The sequence below is a fragment of the Neorhizobium huautlense genome (assembly GCF_002968575.1).
GTDB lineage: Bacteria > Pseudomonadota > Alphaproteobacteria > Rhizobiales > Rhizobiaceae > Neorhizobium > Neorhizobium huautlense.
Genome location: NZ_PVBM01000021.1, coordinates 36,852 through 54,023, shown reverse-complemented (window position 1 = coordinate 54,023; position 17,172 = coordinate 36,852). Strand labels below are relative to the sequence as shown.

Here is a 17,172-nt window from a genome sequence, read left to right as displayed (position 1 = left end):
CGATATTGTTTGGCGCCGGCGGCTCATTCGGGAGGAGAGGGGCTGTTAAAGCCTTGGACGGCAGGGAATATTAGAGCGTGGCAGCGCCATCCAATATTGTTCAAATACTATCTTGTTGCTGTCTTCTTTATTTACCATTCCTTCCGGCAATCTTCCGTTAACGACTTGATAACGCTCTTCCTTAAGCGCTTGGCAATCGTCCCCCGGTAGATTGCTGCCATCCGAACAACGGAAAACAGTTGTCGGGAAGTGCTGAACAACCAGTTGTGGAGTAGGAGAGTTCCCATGTCCAAGATTTTCGCTCGTTTTCTGAAGGATGAGTCCGGCGCAACCGCCATCGAGTATGGCCTCATCGCTGCCCTTATTTCCGTTGCTCTGATCGCCGGTGCAACGACGCTCGGTGGTGCGTTGAATGATACCTTCCAGAACATTTCGACCAAGATGACTACGGCAGCTGAGGCGACTAAATAATTGGCGTCATGTTAGTTGAGTCGATGCTAAAGCCGCCCATCGGGCGGCTTTAGCCGTTAAGACGGCCGGATGTTTCGGGGAGGTGATTTTGGCTGAAGTTGTTGCAGTTGGTGCCCTATCCACTCTTCCGCTGCTTCTTGCACTTGCTGCGTTCAACGATTTGTTCACGATGACAATCCCCAACCGCATCTCTGTGGCGGGGGTCATTGCTTTCATTCTTCTCGCTCCGTTGTCCGGCTTCGCCTGGTCTGCGATCGGGTTCAGCTTCCTGGCCGCACTGTCGGTATTTGCCGTGTGTTTTGCCTTCTTCGCTCTCAACGTCATGGGCGGCGGGGATGCCAAGCTCTTGACTGCGGCAGCTGTCTGGTACGGTTGGGACTACTCGCTTCTGACCTTCATGGTTGCTGTAGGTTTTATCGGAGGCGCGGTGACCCTCGTCATCCTTCTTCTTCGCTCGCAGGCAAACTCCGTCATGGCAATGGGGATTCCGCTGCCAGCCTCGTTGGTCACCGCCAAGAAAATCCCTTACGGTGTTGCTATAGCGATCGCCGGTTTTCTGACATTTCATCAGGCTCCCATCTATTCAATGGCAATAAAGGCGTTCTACTGACGCGTAGTCGGAACATATTATTAACCTAGAATGTAAGCGTCTTATTAACCATAATTACACCATTCACGGCCATTCTTGATGGGAAGTAGAGTTCCCAAGGAATGTCCATGAAGCCCACCCGTATCATCATACTCGCGGTTGCCGTGGTGGCCGCAGGTCTGGCAGGCCTGCTGGCCGTGCGGCTGGCGGGCAACAAAGGCCCCGAACTGGTCGAGACCGTGATCAAGCGCGAGCCCACGGTCAAGGTTCTTGTTTCCTCCGAAAACTTGCCGGTAGGCAGCCGCCTGAACGAAAAGTCGATGGAATGGATCGCCTGGCCGGAAGGTGGAGTGATCGACGGCTTCATTACCGCCGACAAACGGCCCGACGCGATTACCGAACTTCAGGGCGTGGTGGTTCGCATGCCCATGTTCAAGGGTGAACCGCTTCGCGCCGAGAAGGTGGCAGATTCTTCCAGTCGCATCATGTCTTCGCTGCTGCCGGCCGGCAAGCGGGCCGTGGCGACTGAAATCTCGGTTTCCACCGGGGCAGGCGGCTTCGTGCTGCCGAACGACCGTGTCGACATTATCATGGTGCGTGAAAACAAGGATGACGGCCGTTACATCACGGAAAACATCCTGAACAATATCCGCGTCCTTGCAATCGACCAGCAGATCCAGGAGAGCGAGGACGGCAAGAAGGCGGTGGTCGGGACGACGGCGACGCTCGAACTGACGCCCGACCAGGCCCAGGTCATCGCCGTTTCCCAGCAGATGGCGGAGCGGCTCACGCTTGCCCTGCGGTCGGTGGCCGATTCCCAGGAGGCGGATACGGTGGCCGCCGACTACCTACTGCACGGCCGAGACCGGGCGGACATACAGGTCATCAAATCGGGCTCGATCGTCAAAAGCACGGCCGCGACGCAGGCGCCAGCGCAATGAACGGAGCGGATCAAGTGTACATTCTGAAACGGAAGATTCGCAGTTCGGTGGCGGCGGGGATGGCCTTCTGCGTCGCTTTTGCCGGTGTTCCGGTCAATATTGCTCCCCTTTATTTGGCCCCTGCCCAGGCTCAGGCGACAGATGCCAGCGTGATTCGCATCACCGAGGGCGGACCGGGTGTCCGCAAGCGGGTGGCGCTCGGCCTTAACAAGGCCCTGGTCGTCGACCTGCCGGCGGATGCCCACGATATCCTGGTGGCCAACCCCGAGATGGCCGATGCCGTAACCCGGACATCCCGGCGTATCTATCTTTTCGGCAAGACCGTCGGCCAGACCAATATCTTCGTCTTCGGCTCGCACGGCGAGGAAATCATCAGCCTGGATCTGGAAATTGAGCGCGACATCGCGGGCCTGCAGCAGAATCTGCGGCGATTCCTGCCCGAATCCAACGTCAAGGTCGAGATCATCTCAGACAACGTCGTCCTGTCCGGAACGGTTCGGACTCCGCAAGACTCGGCGCAGGCGGAAAAGCTGACCAGGGCTTTCCTGAAGGGTGGCGAAGCGACGACGAGAAACATCACAGCCCAAGGCAACAACGGCGACGCCGACATTTTTGCCGAAGCGCGGCAGCTGTCGCAGATCGTCAATCTGTTGACGATCGAGGGCGAAGACCAGGTGACGTTGAAGGTCACCGTTGCCGAAGTCAGCCGCCAAGTACTGAAGCAGCTCGGCTTCAATGGCTCGGTTTCCGGGCCAGACGGTTCGATCGGCTTTTCCAATCCCTCCAACCTTGGCAACGCGATCAACACCTTCGGAATGGGCACTCTGGCGGGCTCGATCGGCAATGTCGGGCTGGCGACCTACATGAATGCCATGGAGCAGGCCGGTGTCATGCGCACCCTTGCTGAACCCAGCCTGACGGCGATCTCGGGTCAGCAGGCGAAGTTTTACGTCGGCGGCGAATTTCGGCTGCCCGCGGAGCAGGAAGTTGGCGTTGACGAAGATACCGGCGTGCCGACCGTCACCCGGACCGTCAATTCGGTCGACTACGGGATAGAGTTGAACTTCAAGCCGGTCGTCCTGTCTCCCGGACGGATCAGCCTGAACATCGAGACCAATGTCTCCGAACCCACTTATGAAGGGTCCGTCGCCACAGGCAACGGAAGTTCGCCGCGTATCCAGGGCAACACTTATATGTCGATCCGCAAACGTGAGGCGTCCACCACGGTCGAGTTGCCTTCCGGCGGCTCCATCGTTATCGCCGGGCTGGTCCAGGACAATATCAGGCAGGCCATGTCGGGTCTTCCCGGCATTTCCAAGGTGCCGGTGTTGGGCACGCTCTTCCGCAGCAAGGATTTTGTTCGCAACGAGACCGAACTGGTCATCATCGCGACGCCCTATCTCGTCCGGCCGGTGGCCCGCAGCGAGATCGCGCGTCCGGATGACAATTTCAATCCGGAAAACGACGCCGCCACCTTCTTCCTGAACCGCGTGAACAAGATCTACGGTCGCAAGGAACCGGTCGCGACCGGCCAGTACCACGGCGCGGTCGGCTTCATCTACAAGTGACCCGGGCCATGGAAACGCAAGCAATCACCGCCGCCGAAGGACAGAATGCCATGAAGGGCGCAGCCAAGTCTCCCCGATATAAGATCGCCGCAGCCGCGATGCTTGCGGCATCGGCAGTTCTGTTGGCCGGGTGCGGCAACAGTCAGCTGACCACCGGCTCCATTCCCGATGACTACCGGACCCGCCATCCAATCGTGCTGGCGGAAGGCGAACATGCGCTCGATATCCCGGTCGCCTCTGGCGATGTTCGGCTGTCCATCGGCATGAAGGACACGGTGAAGGGTTTCGCACAGAATTTCGCCTCATCGCCAGCGGGCGTCGTTCAGATCCAGGTCCCCCATGGTTCCTATAATTCCGCCGCCGCCCAGCGCCTGGCGGGAGATATCCGCCGAACCTTGACGACCAGCGGCATCAGGCCGGACCGGATATTGATGAGCAGCTATGGGGCGTCTCCAAGCGGCGATGCTGCGCCAATCCGGCTTTCTTACGTGACGACCAAAGCGATGACGAGCCCGTGCGGGGAATGGCCCGCCGATCTCTCCGACAACACGTTCGGCAATAGGAACTGGTACAATTTCGGTTGCGCAAGTCAGAACAACCTTGCTGCCCAGGTGGCCAATCCGACCGATCTTATCGCGCCTCGCGGGACGACACCGATTGACGCCACGCAGCGGGCCAAGGTCATCAGCGACTACCGTGGCGAAAAAAGCAGTAACTGAGCGGATGGCAGGGAAGCGGAGAAAAAGATGAGCCCGATCAGCTACGAGATTCGTGCTTCCGACGAAGACGAACATTTCGATGACGGGGAGCGCCCTGCGGATATGGACGCACTGCGTCCGCTGCCGCGCATCTCGATTCATGCTTTCTGCGAGAGCGAGGCCATGCAGCGGATGATGGACCGCATGGGGCGTGATCGCCGCATGTCCAAGGTCAATCTTCGCGTGACCGTCGGCAGCACCGGCGCTGCGGCGAACATGTTTGCTTCGGCTCCCACGCCGAACCTGATCATCCTGGAGACGGAGGCGGAACCGAAGAACCTGCTTGAAGAGCTGGCGCCGCTTGCGGAAGTCTGCGATCCCTCCACCAAGGTCATCATCGTCGGTCGCTACAACGATATCTCCCTTTATCGGGAGCTGATCCGCAACGGAATTTCCGAATATCTGGTCGCGCCGGTGCAGATGCCCGATATGCTGGCCTCGGTTTCGACGATCTTCGTCGACCCGGATGCTGAGCCGCTCGGGAAATCCATAGCGTTCATAGGCGCGAAGGGAGGGGTGGGCTCGTCCACCATCGCACACAACTGTGCCTTCGGCATTTCCAGCCTGTTTTCGACAGAGACTATTCTCGCCGATCTCGACCTTCCCTTCGGCACGGCCAATATCGATTTCGACCAGGATCCCGCTCAAGGTATTGCAGAAGCGGTCTTTGCGCCGGAACGGCTGGACGAGGTATTCCTCGACCGTCTACTGACCAAGTGCTCGGAGCACTTGTCGCTTCTTGCTGCTCCGTCGCTACTCGACAGGGCGTATGATTTCGAACGTGGAGCCTTTACGCCCATCATCGAGCTCCTGCAGCGCAGCGCGCCGGTCGCCGTCCTGGATCTTCCGCACGGCTGGACCGAGTGGACACGGGCGGTGCTCTGCGAGGTGGATGAAGTCGTGATCTGCGCCGTTCCCGATCTTGCGAACCTGCGTAACACCAAGAATATGATCGACGCGTTGAAGAAGCTTCGGCCGAATGACCGCCCGCCGCATATCATCCTCAACCAGGTGGGCATGCCGAAGCGTCCGGAAATCGCACCCGGCGACTTCATCGAGCCGCTGGAGATCGAGCCGATCGCGATCCTGCCCTTCGATGTCCAGCTCTTCGGCAACGCGGCCAACAGCGGCCGTATGATCTCTGAGATCGATGCGAAATCACCTGCTGCGGAAACATTCTCGCAGATTGCCCATATCGTCACCGGCCGCGTCGCGGTGAAGAAGGCGAAAAAGGGTGGTCTGGGTAAGGTTCTCGACATGCTTGGGCGCAAAAAGGCTTAGACGTTAGGAAACCGGAATGTTTGGCAAGCGCGGAAACGAGGGATCTGGGAAGAGCGTGGGGCTTGCGCCGCCGCCGGCCGCGTCCGCCGGTTCGCTGGCGGCAAGGCCGCCGGCCCCGGAAATCCTGGCCGAGCCCGCTCGCGAGCGCCAGCCGGTTCCGCCGCCGCAGCTTGCGCCGCAACCTGTCCGCAAGCGCCAGGCCCGCACCGAACTGTATTACGATACAAAGAGCCAGGTCTTCTCCGCGCTCATCGATACGATCGACCTTTCCCAGCTCGCCAAGCTCGATGCCGAAAGTGCGCGTGAGGAAATCCGCGACATCGTCAACGATATCATCACCATCAAGAATTTCGCGATGTCGATCTCCGAGCAGGAGGAACTGCTCGAGGATATCTGCAACGACGTCTTGGGTTATGGCCCGCTTGAGCCGCTGCTGGCGCGCGACGACATCGCCGACATTATGGTCAATGGCGCCGGCCAGACCTTCATCGAAGTCGGCGGCAAGACGATCGAGTCGGAGATCCGCTTCCGCGACAATGGACAGCTGCTTTCGATCTGCCAGCGCATCGTCAGCCAGGTCGGGCGTCGCGTCGATGAATCCTCGCCTATTTGTGACGCGCGTCTGCCCGACGGTTCGCGCGTCAACGTCATCGCGCCGCCGCTCGCCATCGACGGCCCGGCGCTGACGATCCGCAAGTTCAAGAAGGATAAGCTCAATCTCGACCAGCTGGTGAAATTCGGGGCCATTACCCCGGAGGGCGCAGTTCTCCTGCAGATCATCGGCCGCGTCCGCTGCAACGTCGTCATTTCCGGCGGTACCGGCTCGGGCAAGACGACGCTGCTCAACTGCCTGACGCGTTACATCGACGCCGACGAGCGGGTGATCACCTGCGAAGACACCGCCGAACTGCAACTGCAGCAGCCGCATGTCGTGCGCCTGGAAACGCGTCCGCCGAATATCGAGGGCGAGGGCGAGATCACCATGCGCGATCTCGTCAAGAACTGCCTGCGCATGCGTCCGGAACGCATCATCGTCGGCGAAGTGCGCGGCCCGGAAGTCTTCGACCTGTTGCAGGCGATGAATACCGGCCACGACGGCTCGATGGGCACCATCCACGCCAATACCCCGCGTGAATGCCTGAGCCGTATGGAATCGATGATCGCCATGGGCGGTTATTCGCTGCCGGCCAAGACGGTGCGCGAAATCATCACCGGTTCGATCGACGTCATCGTTCAGGCGGCGCGTCTGCGCGACGGCTCCCGCCGCATCACGCAGATCACCGAAGTGGTCGGCATGGAAGGCGACGTGATCGTCACCCAGGATCTGATGCGCTACGAAATCGACGGCGAGGATGCCAACGGCCGGCTGATCGGTCGGCATATGTCGACCGGCATCGTGAAGCCGCATTTCTGGGATCGCGCCCGATATTATAACGAAGACAAGCGCCTTTCCGCGGCTCTCGATGCCATGGAACGGGTGAAGGACTGAGGAGAATACGTCCATGTTCGGGCTGGATATCACGGTCGTAGCGATCATCGCGCTGGCGGCAGTCGCCGCGGCGGCGGTATGCTACGCACTGCTGTTCTCCCGCATGGAGGTGGAAAAGAAGGCGGACACGCGGCTTAACCGCGTGAAATCCGCCGAAACGGATCTCGTGCGGGCGAAGGCAGCACGGGACCGGGTGCAGGAACTCTCCAAGCGTCGCAAATCGATGCAGGATTCGCTGAAGGATCTGGAGAAGAAACAGGCCGAGAAAAGCCGGAAGATGGGCGACGGGAGCCTGAAGTCCAGGCTTTCCCAGACCGGTCTTTCACTGACGTTGGGCCGCTTTTACCTGTTCAGCGCGTTGTTTGGCATCTTCATCTTTCTGGTCACGCTGATCGCCGGAATGCCCCTGCTCGCAGTTGTCGGCGCGGCATTTGTCGGCGGCATCGGCCTGCCGCGCTGGGTGATCGGTTTCCTGGTGAAGCGCCGGCAGAAGAAGTTTCTGGAAGAATTTCCGAATGCGCTCGACGTCATGGTGCGCTCGATCAAGTCCGGCCTGCCTCTCAACGATTCCGTGCGCCTGATCGCCTCGGACGGACAGGAGCCGGTGAAGACGGAGTTTCGCCGCGTGGTGGAATCGCAGCAGGTGGGCCTGAGCGTTCCGGAAGCCTGCGCCCGGATGATGCTGACCATGCCTCTGCCGGAGGTGAATTTCTTTTCCATCGTCATCACCATCCAGGGTCAGGCAGGCGGCAATCTGTCCGAAGCGCTCGGCAACCTCTCGAGGGTATTGCGCGACCGCAAGAAGATGAAGGCGAAAGTGAGCGCGCTGTCCATGGAAGCGAAGGCCTCCGCTGCCATCATCGGAGCCTTGCCTTTTATCGTGACGCTCCTCGTCTATCTCACCTCGCCCGATTACATCGCGATCATCTTCACTGATCCGCGTGGCCACCTGATCCTTTTGGTCTCCGGTGTGTGGATGTCGATCGGCATCTTCGTCATGCGCAACATGATCAATTTCGATATTTGAGGAGGGTGAGGTGAAAGAACTTGCGACGACGTTCACCGACCCAGCCACCCTCCTGGCGCTCCTGGTTGCCGTAGCGGTCTTCGCAACGCTTTACACGTTGGCGGCGCCTTTTCTCGAAAAGGGCGACCTCGACAAGCGTATGAAGGCGGTCTCCACCGAGCGTGATCAGATCAGGGCGCGTGAACGCGCCCGCGTAAGCGCGGAAAATTCCAAGACGTCCCTGCGTGCGCAGAACAACCAGTCCGTCCGCCAGATCGTCGAACGTTTCAACCTCCGCAAGGCGCTAGTCGACGACAACACGGTCAACAAGCTTCGTGCTGCGGGCCTTCGCTCGCAAAACGCCCTCAACATGTTTCTGGTGGCGCGGTTCCTGCTGCCTTTCGCCTTTCTCGCCGCTGCGGTGGTGTGGATTTTCGTTCTCGGCAACCTTGCGTCCCGGCCGCTCCCGATCCGCATGCTGGCGGCAATCGTCGTCGCCTATATCGGCTTTTATGCGCCTAATATCTACGTCACCAATCTGGTGAACAAACGCCAGGCATCGATCAAGCGAGCTTGGCCGGATGCGCTCGACCTCATGCTGATCTGCGTCGAATCGGGGATTTCGATGGAGGCGGCGATGCGCCGCGTCGCGGAGGAAATGGCGCAGCAGTCGCCGCCTTTGGCGGAGGAGATGGTGCTGACGACAGCCGAGCTGTCCTTCCTGCAGGACCGCCGCACCGCGCTGGAAAACCTCGGCATTCGCACCCAGCTCGACGGCGTGAAGGCCGTGACCCAGGCGCTGATCCAGGCGGAACGTTACGGGACGCCGATTGCCCAGGCGCTACGGGTGCTTGCCCAGGAAGGCCGTGACGAGCGCATGAACGAAGCGGAAAAAAAAGCGGCCGCCCTGCCGCCGAAGCTTACCGTGCCGATGATCCTGTTCTTCCTGCCGGTCCTCATCGCGGTCATTCTGGGTCCTGCCGGCATTCAGGTCGCCGACAAATTCTGATGCCTTGCGCGGGTCAGCTCGATACCGCCCTCCTGAACGTTTCCTGAACTGAGACTTCAGCACGCATTCAGCGCAGTTGCATTACCCTTTCCATGTAATCGATGCACCTGGCAGTCCGCTTCAAACCGCGCCGGCTGCGATTGGCAAATTGGAGGATATGACAATGCTGGCAAGACTTTGCATCAATCTCGTGCTGATCGGCGGTATAATTACTGTGGTCTCGCGTTTTGTTTAACGCGGCGGCACCCGTGGCAAGAAATGAACTTTGCTTTCGGGTCACGTTAATTCTCTCAATCCACTCGGTGTCTCGATAAGTGCCCGATAGCGGACTTTGGACGCCTGGACGACCATTGGTGAATGCTCGATGGCAAGTTCGCGATAAAGCGTCTCGATGGCGGCAGAATCTGGATGTTCGAGGATAAGCGAACGAAGGCGCGCACCCAGGTCAGGAATTGAGGTCATTGAGGTGGGGTCCCCGCAGTGGTCGATGATCGAGGGGGCCACGCCGTCTAGGGGAAGCGATCCATCCTTCGGGATGGTGAAAACGAAAGTCGGATTGGTTGTCGGAAGGCGAACCTTGCTGCCGAAGATCGCTCGGTGGGTCAAAACAATGGAATCAATCGCATCCGTGTTCGCCACCCACCCTCGCAGGCGACGACCTTCTTTCCAATCCGATCTGACCTTTTCCTGGTTGTCGAGACCGAACCAGCGCGGCCTACCGGGGTCCACTCCTTCCGGGTCCAGCGCTACGATCTCCAGATAGACAGAATTTCCGAGCTGAAGTCGGTGGTTGTATGTGCCCATATAGTCGTGATGAGTGCCGAAAGGCACGTCGAGTTCAAGGCAATTTCGAACATGCAGTACCCCTTCGATCAGCGTTGGGGCTATCACGGTGAGGTGGTCGAGCTTCATCACGTGCGGAGATCTCCGGGACTGTCCAGAAGCCCATACGATCCAACCTACGGCGAAAAGCAAGCAGCTATGGCTAGACTTCCGCAAGACTCTTTATCAAAGGGGCTTTTGAGATGACGGGGGGCTCGTTTTCTCTTTAGCGACCGCTCAATTCGTGTTGTTCGGCTTACCTTTGCCGTCCTTGTCGGCAAGCTTGCTCCACGAGTTCTGCTGCGACAGCATCGAGCGCAGGTAGGTGACGTTGGCATCCGCCTGCTGCTGCGAGAGTTCCTTGCGGGCGATCTCTTCCGCTTCCGAAAAGCGGCCTTGCAAACCGACGACGAGTGCCAGATTCTGCCTCACCCGGCTGTCGGAACTGGGCTGGGCTGCGGCGTTACGCATATAGGTTTCGGCCGTGCGAAGATCCCCTGAAAGGACATAGGACATGCCGAGATTGGAGATAACGCTCGGCTCGTTTGGCTGCGCATCGAGCGCCATGCGATATTTCTTCCGCGCCTCGTCCGAGCGGCCCATCTGGTCCAGGACGGCGCCTTCGGCCGAATAGAGCCGCCAATCGGGATGATCCGGGGTCTGGGCACGGTTGATCGTTGCCAGCGCCTGTTCGAGCTGCCCGGCGGCGGCCTGCGCCTTGCCATAGGCCGCAAGAACCTCGCGGTCGGCAGGGTGGGCAATCGCCACTTGCTGCATCACGGCAAGCGCCTGCGCGGACTTGCCTGTCATGCCGAGTACGGTTGCATATCTCAGACCGATATCCCTGTTTTTCGGATCGCGTACATAGGCAGCCCCGATCGACCGCTCGGTGGCCGAAAGCGCGGCCGTGTCCATGCCCTGAAGCGAAGCCGTGGAGACCTTCGGGATCGAGCCGGTTGTCTCCGGATCCCTTTTGGTGCTGGCGCAACCGGCGAGGGAGACCGTCAGGAGGGCGATCGCGACAGTCTGGGCGAGACGGTTCTTGCGAAAGATCAGGGCGGCAGAAGCGGTCATCAGGGGTCTCGTCAGTCCTTGCCGCTGCGACCTTTTCTAGGGTGGCGGCATGTGGCGCATTTCCTCTCCAGCAATAAACTGTTAACCCTAACAGACCGTTAAGATGAACGATTCCAGCCCTTTGCAAAGGCCCCCCATGACGCCGTTTCAATTTATCGAGCGCCCCGCCGTCTTCACTGCGAAGACCGCGGCTACCAAGCCCGTCTACGCCGTGACTCCGTCCGACCTAGAAGAAGGAAAGTTCGAGCCGCCGGTGCTCGCCTGGGCAAAAGCCGCGGGCTTCAAGGCCGAAGCCGGTGCTCTTCTGCTCGTCCCGGCTGGCGGGGAGGTGGGAAGCGCCTTCTTCGGCCTCGGCAACGACCCGGCGGAGGCTCCTTTCATCACCGGTCGGCTCTCCAAGCTGTTGCCGGCAGGAGACTGGCACATCGAAACCGCGGCATCCTTGCCACCGGAGCAGCTTGCACTGGGTTACGGCCTCGGCACCTACGCCTTCAGCCGATATAAGGCCGAAAAGCAGAGAGACGTCCGGCTCGCGGTTCCCGAGTCCGTCGATGTTGCCGATATCGAACGCCAGCTTGCCGCCGTTTTCCTAGCGCGCGACCTCGTCAATATTCCGACCAACGAGATGGGGCCAATCGAACTGGAGGGCGCCTTCCGCGCCCTTGGCGAACACTACGGCGCGACCGTTACTTCGATCGTGGACGAAGATTTGCTGAAAGAAAATTTCCCGCTGATCCACACCGTCGGCCGTGCCAGCGCCTCTGCACCGCGTCTGCTTGAATTGCACTGGGGCGAGAAGGGGCATCCGCGCGTGACGCTTGTCGGCAAGGGCGTCTGCTTCGATACCGGTGGTCTCGATATCAAGGGCGCCGCCAACATGGCGCTGATGAAGAAGGACATGGGCGGTGCGGCAAATGTCATGGGCCTTGCCCTGATGATCATGGATGCCGGGTTGAAGGTGGATCTCCAGGTCCTGGTGCCGGCCGTCGAAAACTCCATTTCGGGCAATGCCTTCCGCCCCGGCGATATCTACCGGAGCCGCAAGGGCATCACCGTGCAGATCGACAATACCGATGCCGAAGGCCGTCTGGTCCTCGCCGATGCGCTCGCCTACGCGGATGAAAACCCGCCGGACCTGATGATCGACATGTCGACCCTCACCGGCGCGGCGCGTGTCGCTCTCGGCACGGAACTGGCACCTTATTTTACGGACGACGAGACGCTGTCCGCGAGACTGATGGAAGCCGCAAAGGCTAAGGCCGATCCCTTGTGGCGGCTGCCGCTCTGGATGGGTTATGACAAGGATATCCGCGCCCGCGCCGCCGATGTCACCAATTCGCCATCGGGCGGCATGGCGGGTGCTATTACCGCGGCTCTCTTCCTGAAGCGCTTCGTCACGGCCACCAGAAGCTGGGCACATTTCGACATCTACGCCTGGGTGCTGGCCGATAAACCGCATGCGCCGGTCGGCGGCGAGGCCTTTGCAATCCGTGCCCTCTACCGGGTGATCCGCGATATGGCTGCGAAGTGAGCGCCGAAACAAACCGGTAAGACCTTCGGCCTAAAATCTGCAGGATTTTGAGCCGAGGGTCATCATGACGCTGGAACTGACGGCCACACAGGCATTAGGTTTGTGGCACCGGGTCTCGCTGGAGCAGGTGCGGCATGACGGGCGGGATCTGACATTGCGCCAGATATCGATCCTGCTGCATATTTATCTGGTGCCGCCGCCCCACACGGTAAGGGGCTTGGCGGCAACGCTCGGCGTATCCAAGCCGGTGATTACCCGCGCATTGGATTCGATGGGCGGCATGGGCCTGGTGGATCGCGAACGGGACGAACGCGACCGCCGCAACGTGATCATCAAGCGCACGGTCGCGGGCGCCTTGTTTCTTGAAAAAATGGGCGACCTGATCATCCAGGAAGCCCGCCGGCCGGGAATATGAAATGACGAAGCTGCTCGACAGACGCCTGCATGCCTTCCGGCCCGACCTCGCCGACGAATTGCTGAAGGGCAGCGTCGACGCGGAAAATTTCGTGCGTGGCGAACCAGCTCGGGTCGTCGTGCCGATAGCCCAGGTGCGGCCGTCACCCGACCTTGCTCTCGGCATCGATACGGAACTTCTTTTTGGGGAGACCGTCCGGGTCTTCGATCGCGCCGGTGGCTTCGCCTGGGTCCAGGCCGATCAGGACGGCTATGTCGGTTATCTGCCGGAGACGATGTTGGGCGAACCGGAAGAACCGACACATCGTATCGCGGTTCAACGCACCTTCGTTTACCCGGAGCCTGAGCTTCGCAAGCCTCCGACGACGGCTCTCTCCCTGGGCAGCCGCATCGTGGTGGTCGGCGAAGCGGAAACCCGCGGCACGCGTTATTGTCTCTTGTCCGGCGGCGGTGCGGTGATCGCCAGCCATTGCCTTCCCATTGCCGAGACCATGGGTGACGACTACGTCGCGGTCGCGGAGAAGTTTATCGAGACGCCCTATCTCTGGGGCGGCCGTTCCGGCTTCGGGCTGGATTGCTCCGCATTGGTTCAGCTCGCACTGATGATGGTCGGCAAGGCCGCACCTCGCGATTCCGACATGCAGGCCGCGATCGGCGTCTCCATCTCGCGTGAGGAACTTTGTCGCGGTGATCTCGTTTTCTGGAAAGGCCATGTCGGCATCATGGAAAACGAGGAAACGCTTCTCCATGCCAATGGCCACACGATGAGCGTCGCGCGTGAAAACTTCGAAGCGGCAGTCAAGCGCATTGGCTGGCTCTATCAGCAGCCTACGGACTATCGCCGGTTGGAAATCGGTTGATGATCACGCAAATGTGGACCTCGGTCCATGGAACAGGCGCTCTGTCATCCATATCTTGGAAGCACCCGCAGGATTTGCGGGTGAGGAGTGGAATGATGTTCAAGGGTGCATGGATCTTGCCCGTCGTAATGCTTGTGGCGCTCATCATCGCCGCGTTTGCGCCCGTTGACGTGTTCGCGGCCGAGCGCAAGGGCTTGGATTTCTCGTCCGGCACCTATTTTCGGGATCTGCCCGGTGTGGTGCCGGAAGAAGAGCGTGTGCAGAAGCAGGCCTATACCTGCACCACGGATATCGAAGAGGTCTACCGGCCGCGCGGCCGTTTCGACATTCTCTATGGCGACCGCATGCCGACCCGCGTCTATCGCTGTGAAACCGAAAGCGGCATCACCTATACCGGCACTCGAATGCCGAATACCCAATGGGTACCGGGATTGAACCCGCATCATCTGCCGAAATAAAGGCAATCTTTTTTCAAAGCCCTTTCCTGAAACGACCGGATATTGCGATCTCCGTCTGGGTCATTGACGATCGTTCGCGGCTGCCCCACAACCTTCTGATAAAATCTTGGCACACCGGGAGGAGACAAGGTGTTCCACTCAAGTATGGATTTCGCTCTCGGCGAGGATGTCGAGGCGGTTCGCGAAACCGTTCATCGTTTCGCGCAGGAAAAGCTTGCGCCCCGCGCCGATGAAATCGATCGAAGCAACGAATTTGCCCGCGATCTGTGGCCTGAATTGGGGGCGCTCGGTCTGCTCGGCATCACCGCCGATCCAGATTTTGGCGGTTCAGGACTTGGCTACCTCGCCCATGTCGTCGCCGTCGAGGAACTGGCGCGGGCCTCCGCCTCGACGTCGCTCAGCTATGGGGCCCATTCCAATCTCTGCGTCAACCAGATCAACCGCAACGGCAATGCCGAGCAGAAGGCGCGGTACCTGCCCAAACTCTGCTCGGGGGAGCATGTCGGGGCGCTTGCGATGTCGGAACCCGGGGCTGGCTCCGACGTGGTCTCGATGAAACTTCGGGCTGAAAAGCGGGGCGACGTCTATGTTCTGAACGGCAGCAAGATGTGGATCACCAACGGTCCGGATGCGGATGTGCTGGTGGTCTATGCGAAGACCGATCCGGCCGCCGGCCCGAAAGGCATTACCGCCTTCCTGATCGAGAAAGGCTTCGCAGGCTTTTCCACCGCTCAAAAGCTCGACAAGCTCGGCATGCGCGGCTCCAACACCTGCGAACTGGTGTTTGAGGATTGCGAAGTGCCGGCTGAAAACGTCATGGGCATCGAGGGCGGCGGCGTGCGCGTGCTGATGTCCGGGCTCGATTACGAGCGTGTCGTTCTCGCCGGCATCGGCATCGGCATCATGCATGCCTGCCTCGACGTTGTGATGCCCTATATTCATGAGCGCAAGCAGTTCGGTCAGCCGATCGGCGAATTCCAGCTGATCCAGGCCAAGGTGGCCGACATGTACACCGCCATGAATTCCGCCCGGGCCTATGTCTACGCGGTCGCAACCGCCTGCGATCGCGGCGCGGTGACGCGGCAGGATGCCGCCGCCTGCTGCCTTTACGCATCCGAACAGGCGACCCAGCAGGCGCTGCAGGCGATCCAGGTGCTCGGCGGCAACGGCTATATCAACGACAACCCGACTGGCCGGTTGCTGCGCGACGCCAAGCTGATGGAGATCGGCGCCGGAACCTCCGAAATCCGCCGCATGCTGATCGGCCGCGAACTCTTCAAGGAAACCGCCTGATGGCTGTCATCCGGTCGCAGGTCAATTTGAGGAGCGAGACGGCCGAGGCTAACCGCGCGGCCATGCAGGCAAAGCTTGCTGAGGTCCAGGCCGCAGCGGCTCATGCGGAAGCCGGCGGCGGTGAGGAGGCGCGGGCGCGGCATGTGAAGCGCGGCAAGCTGCTGCCGCGCGATCGCATCGCCCGATTGCTGGATCACGGCTCACCCTTTCTGGAAATTGGAGCGACGGCCGCGCACGGGCTTTATGGTGGCGCCAGTCCGTCTGCCGGCATCGTCACCGGCATCGGCCGTGTGGAAGGCCGGGAGGTCATGGTGGTCGCCAACGATGCCACCGTAAAGGGCGGCACCTATTACCCAATGACGGTGAAGAAGCATCTCCGCGCCCAGGAGATCGCCGAGGAAAATCGTCTGCCTTGCATCTATCTCGTCGACTCTGGCGGCGCCAACCTGCCGAACCAGGACGAGGTATTCCCTGATCGGGATCATTTCGGCCGCATCTTCTACAATCAGGCCCGCATGTCTGCGAAGGGCATTGCCCAGATCGCAGCCGTCATGGGTTCCTGTACCGCGGGTGGCGCCTATGTGCCGGCGATGTCCGACGAGGCGATCATCGTCAGGGATCAGGGAACCATCTTCCTCGCAGGTCCGCCCCTCGTAAGGGCCGCCACGGGCGAGGAGGTGAGTGCCGAGGATTTGGGAGGCGGCGACGTCCACACAAGGTTGTCCGGTGTGGCTGACCATCTCGCTCGCGACGATACCCACGCATTGGCGCTGGTGCGCCGCGCCGTCGCCGGCCTCAACACCTGCAAGCCCGACACAGTTGTGCTCGAAAAACCGGAAGACCCGCTCTACGATCCGGAAGAAATCGCCGCGATCGTGCCGGCGTCGCTCGCCACGCCGTATGACATCCGCGAGGTGATTGCCCGCCTGGTCGACGGTTCGCGCTTCGACGAGTTCAAGGCGCGGTTCGGCACGACGCTGGTCTGCGGTTTTGCCCATGTCTTCGGCATCCCGGTCGGCATCATCGCAAACAATGGGGTGCTGTTTTCCGAAAGCGCCCAGAAGGGCACGCATTTCATCGAGCTCTGCTCGCAGCGGAAAATCCCGCTCGTCTTCCTGCAGAACATCACCGGCTTCATGGTCGGAAAGCGCTATGAGGCGGAAGGCATCGCCAAGCACGGCGCCAAACTGGTCACAGCGGTCGCCACGACATCGGTGCCCAAGGTGACGATCCTCGTCGGCGGGTCCTTCGGCGCCGGCAATTACGGCATGGCCGGCCGCGCCTATTCTCCCCGTTTCCTCTGGACCTGGCCGAACAGCCGCATTTCCGTCATGGGCGGTCTTCAGGCGGCCGGTGTTCTGGCGTCCGTACGGCGCGAGGCAATCCATCGCAGCGGTAAGGTATGGGAAGCCGAAGAGGAAAAGGCTTTCCGGCGACCGATCCTCGATCAGTTCGAGGAACAGAGCCATCCGCTTTATGCCTCTGCGCGGCTTTGGGACGACGGCATCATCCATCCCCCCAAAACCCGCCAGGTTTTGGCGCTCAGTCTCTCCGCCGCGCTCAACGCGCCGATCGAGGAAACGCGCTTCGGCGTGTTCCGCATGTGAG

17 protein-coding genes are annotated in these 17,172 nt (G+C 60.3%); 15 read left to right on the top strand and 2 right to left on the bottom strand.

Going from position 1 to position 17,172, the window contains the following annotated elements; translation table 11 throughout:
• The first annotated feature begins 285 nt into the window (after positions 1–285).
• The 9 genes from C5L12_RS20455 (at position 286) to C5L12_RS20415 (ending at position 9,112) form a co-directional block, all read left to right on the top strand.
• The gene (locus tag C5L12_RS20455; RefSeq protein ID WP_105373907.1) at positions 286–471 is read left to right on the top strand and encodes a Flp family type IVb pilin; all 186 of its coding nucleotides are present in this window, start codon (positions 286–288) and stop codon (positions 469–471) included.
• Positions 472–559: 88 nt separating this feature from the next.
• A complete protein-coding gene (locus C5L12_RS20450; RefSeq protein WP_105373906.1) occupies positions 560–1,081 on the top strand; it encodes an A24 family peptidase in 522 nt (173 codons plus the stop codon).
• Positions 1,082–1,188: 107 nt separating this feature from the next.
• Complete coding sequence (gene cpaB, locus C5L12_RS20445; protein ID WP_105373961.1) at positions 1,189–2,001, top strand: Flp pilus assembly protein CpaB; 813 nt, start codon at positions 1,189–1,191, stop codon at positions 1,999–2,001.
• Positions 1,998–3,569, top strand: coding sequence for a type II and III secretion system protein family protein (locus C5L12_RS20440; RefSeq protein ID WP_105373905.1), 1,572 nt, complete (start codon positions 1,998–2,000; stop codon positions 3,567–3,569). The genes cpaB and C5L12_RS20440 overlap by 4 nt, the downstream gene beginning before the upstream one ends.
• A gap of 8 nt (positions 3,570–3,577) precedes the next feature.
• Complete coding sequence (locus tag C5L12_RS20435) at positions 3,578–4,288, top strand: CpaD family pilus assembly protein (protein WP_105373904.1); 711 nt, start codon at positions 3,578–3,580, stop codon at positions 4,286–4,288.
• Positions 4,289–4,315: 27 nt separating this feature from the next.
• Complete coding sequence (locus C5L12_RS20430) at positions 4,316–5,608, top strand: CpaE/TadZ family protein (protein ID WP_105373903.1); 1,293 nt, start codon at positions 4,316–4,318, stop codon at positions 5,606–5,608.
• 16 nt (positions 5,609–5,624) lie between these two features.
• Complete coding sequence (locus tag C5L12_RS20425; protein ID WP_105373902.1) at positions 5,625–7,097, top strand: TadA family conjugal transfer-associated ATPase; 1,473 nt, start codon at positions 5,625–5,627, stop codon at positions 7,095–7,097.
• A 13-nt stretch (positions 7,098–7,110) separates the two neighbouring features.
• On the top strand, positions 7,111–8,124 hold the full coding sequence (locus tag C5L12_RS20420; protein ID WP_105373901.1) for a type II secretion system F family protein: 1,014 nt from the start codon (positions 7,111–7,113) through the stop codon (positions 8,122–8,124).
• A gap of 10 nt (positions 8,125–8,134) precedes the next feature.
• Entirely contained in the window at positions 8,135–9,112 is a 978-nt protein-coding gene (locus tag C5L12_RS20415) for a type II secretion system F family protein (protein WP_105373900.1), read from the top strand.
• 276 nt (positions 9,113–9,388) lie between these two features.
• Here C5L12_RS20415 and C5L12_RS20410 read toward each other — a convergent pair whose 3' ends face one another.
• On the bottom strand, positions 9,389–10,024 hold the full coding sequence (locus C5L12_RS20410) for a VOC family protein (protein WP_205839366.1): 636 nt from the start codon (positions 10,022–10,024) through the stop codon (positions 9,389–9,391).
• A gap of 147 nt (positions 10,025–10,171) precedes the next feature.
• A complete protein-coding gene (locus C5L12_RS20405) occupies positions 10,172–11,008 on the bottom strand; it encodes a tetratricopeptide repeat protein (protein WP_105373898.1) in 837 nt (278 codons plus the stop codon).
• 136 nt (positions 11,009–11,144) lie between these two features.
• Between C5L12_RS20405 and C5L12_RS20400 the strand changes: the two genes are divergently transcribed.
• The 6 genes from C5L12_RS20400 to C5L12_RS20375 all read left to right on the top strand — a co-directional run bounded on the left by C5L12_RS20400 (position 11,145) and on the right by C5L12_RS20375 (position 17,171).
• Positions 11,145–12,539, top strand: a complete 1,395-nt coding sequence (locus C5L12_RS20400) for a leucyl aminopeptidase family protein (RefSeq protein ID WP_105373897.1) — start codon at positions 11,145–11,147, stop codon at positions 12,537–12,539.
• A 64-nt stretch (positions 12,540–12,603) separates the two neighbouring features.
• Complete coding sequence (locus tag C5L12_RS20395; protein ID WP_105373896.1) at positions 12,604–12,954, top strand: MarR family transcriptional regulator; 351 nt, start codon at positions 12,604–12,606, stop codon at positions 12,952–12,954.
• Between the two features lies 1 nt (position 12,955).
• A complete protein-coding gene (locus C5L12_RS20390; RefSeq protein ID WP_105373895.1) occupies positions 12,956–13,813 on the top strand; it encodes a C40 family peptidase in 858 nt (285 codons plus the stop codon).
• A 95-nt stretch (positions 13,814–13,908) separates the two neighbouring features.
• Positions 13,909–14,271: a hypothetical protein gene (locus C5L12_RS20385; protein ID WP_157949091.1), complete on the top strand. Its 363-nt coding sequence runs from the start codon at positions 13,909–13,911 to the stop codon at positions 14,269–14,271.
• A 144-nt stretch (positions 14,272–14,415) separates the two neighbouring features.
• Entirely contained in the window at positions 14,416–15,564 is a 1,149-nt protein-coding gene (locus tag C5L12_RS20380; RefSeq protein WP_205839365.1) for an isovaleryl-CoA dehydrogenase, read from the top strand.
• Entirely contained in the window at positions 15,564–17,171 is a 1,608-nt protein-coding gene (locus tag C5L12_RS20375; protein ID WP_105373892.1) for a carboxyl transferase domain-containing protein, read from the top strand. The genes C5L12_RS20380 and C5L12_RS20375 overlap by 1 nt, the downstream gene beginning before the upstream one ends.
• Position 17,172 lies beyond the last annotated feature (1 nt).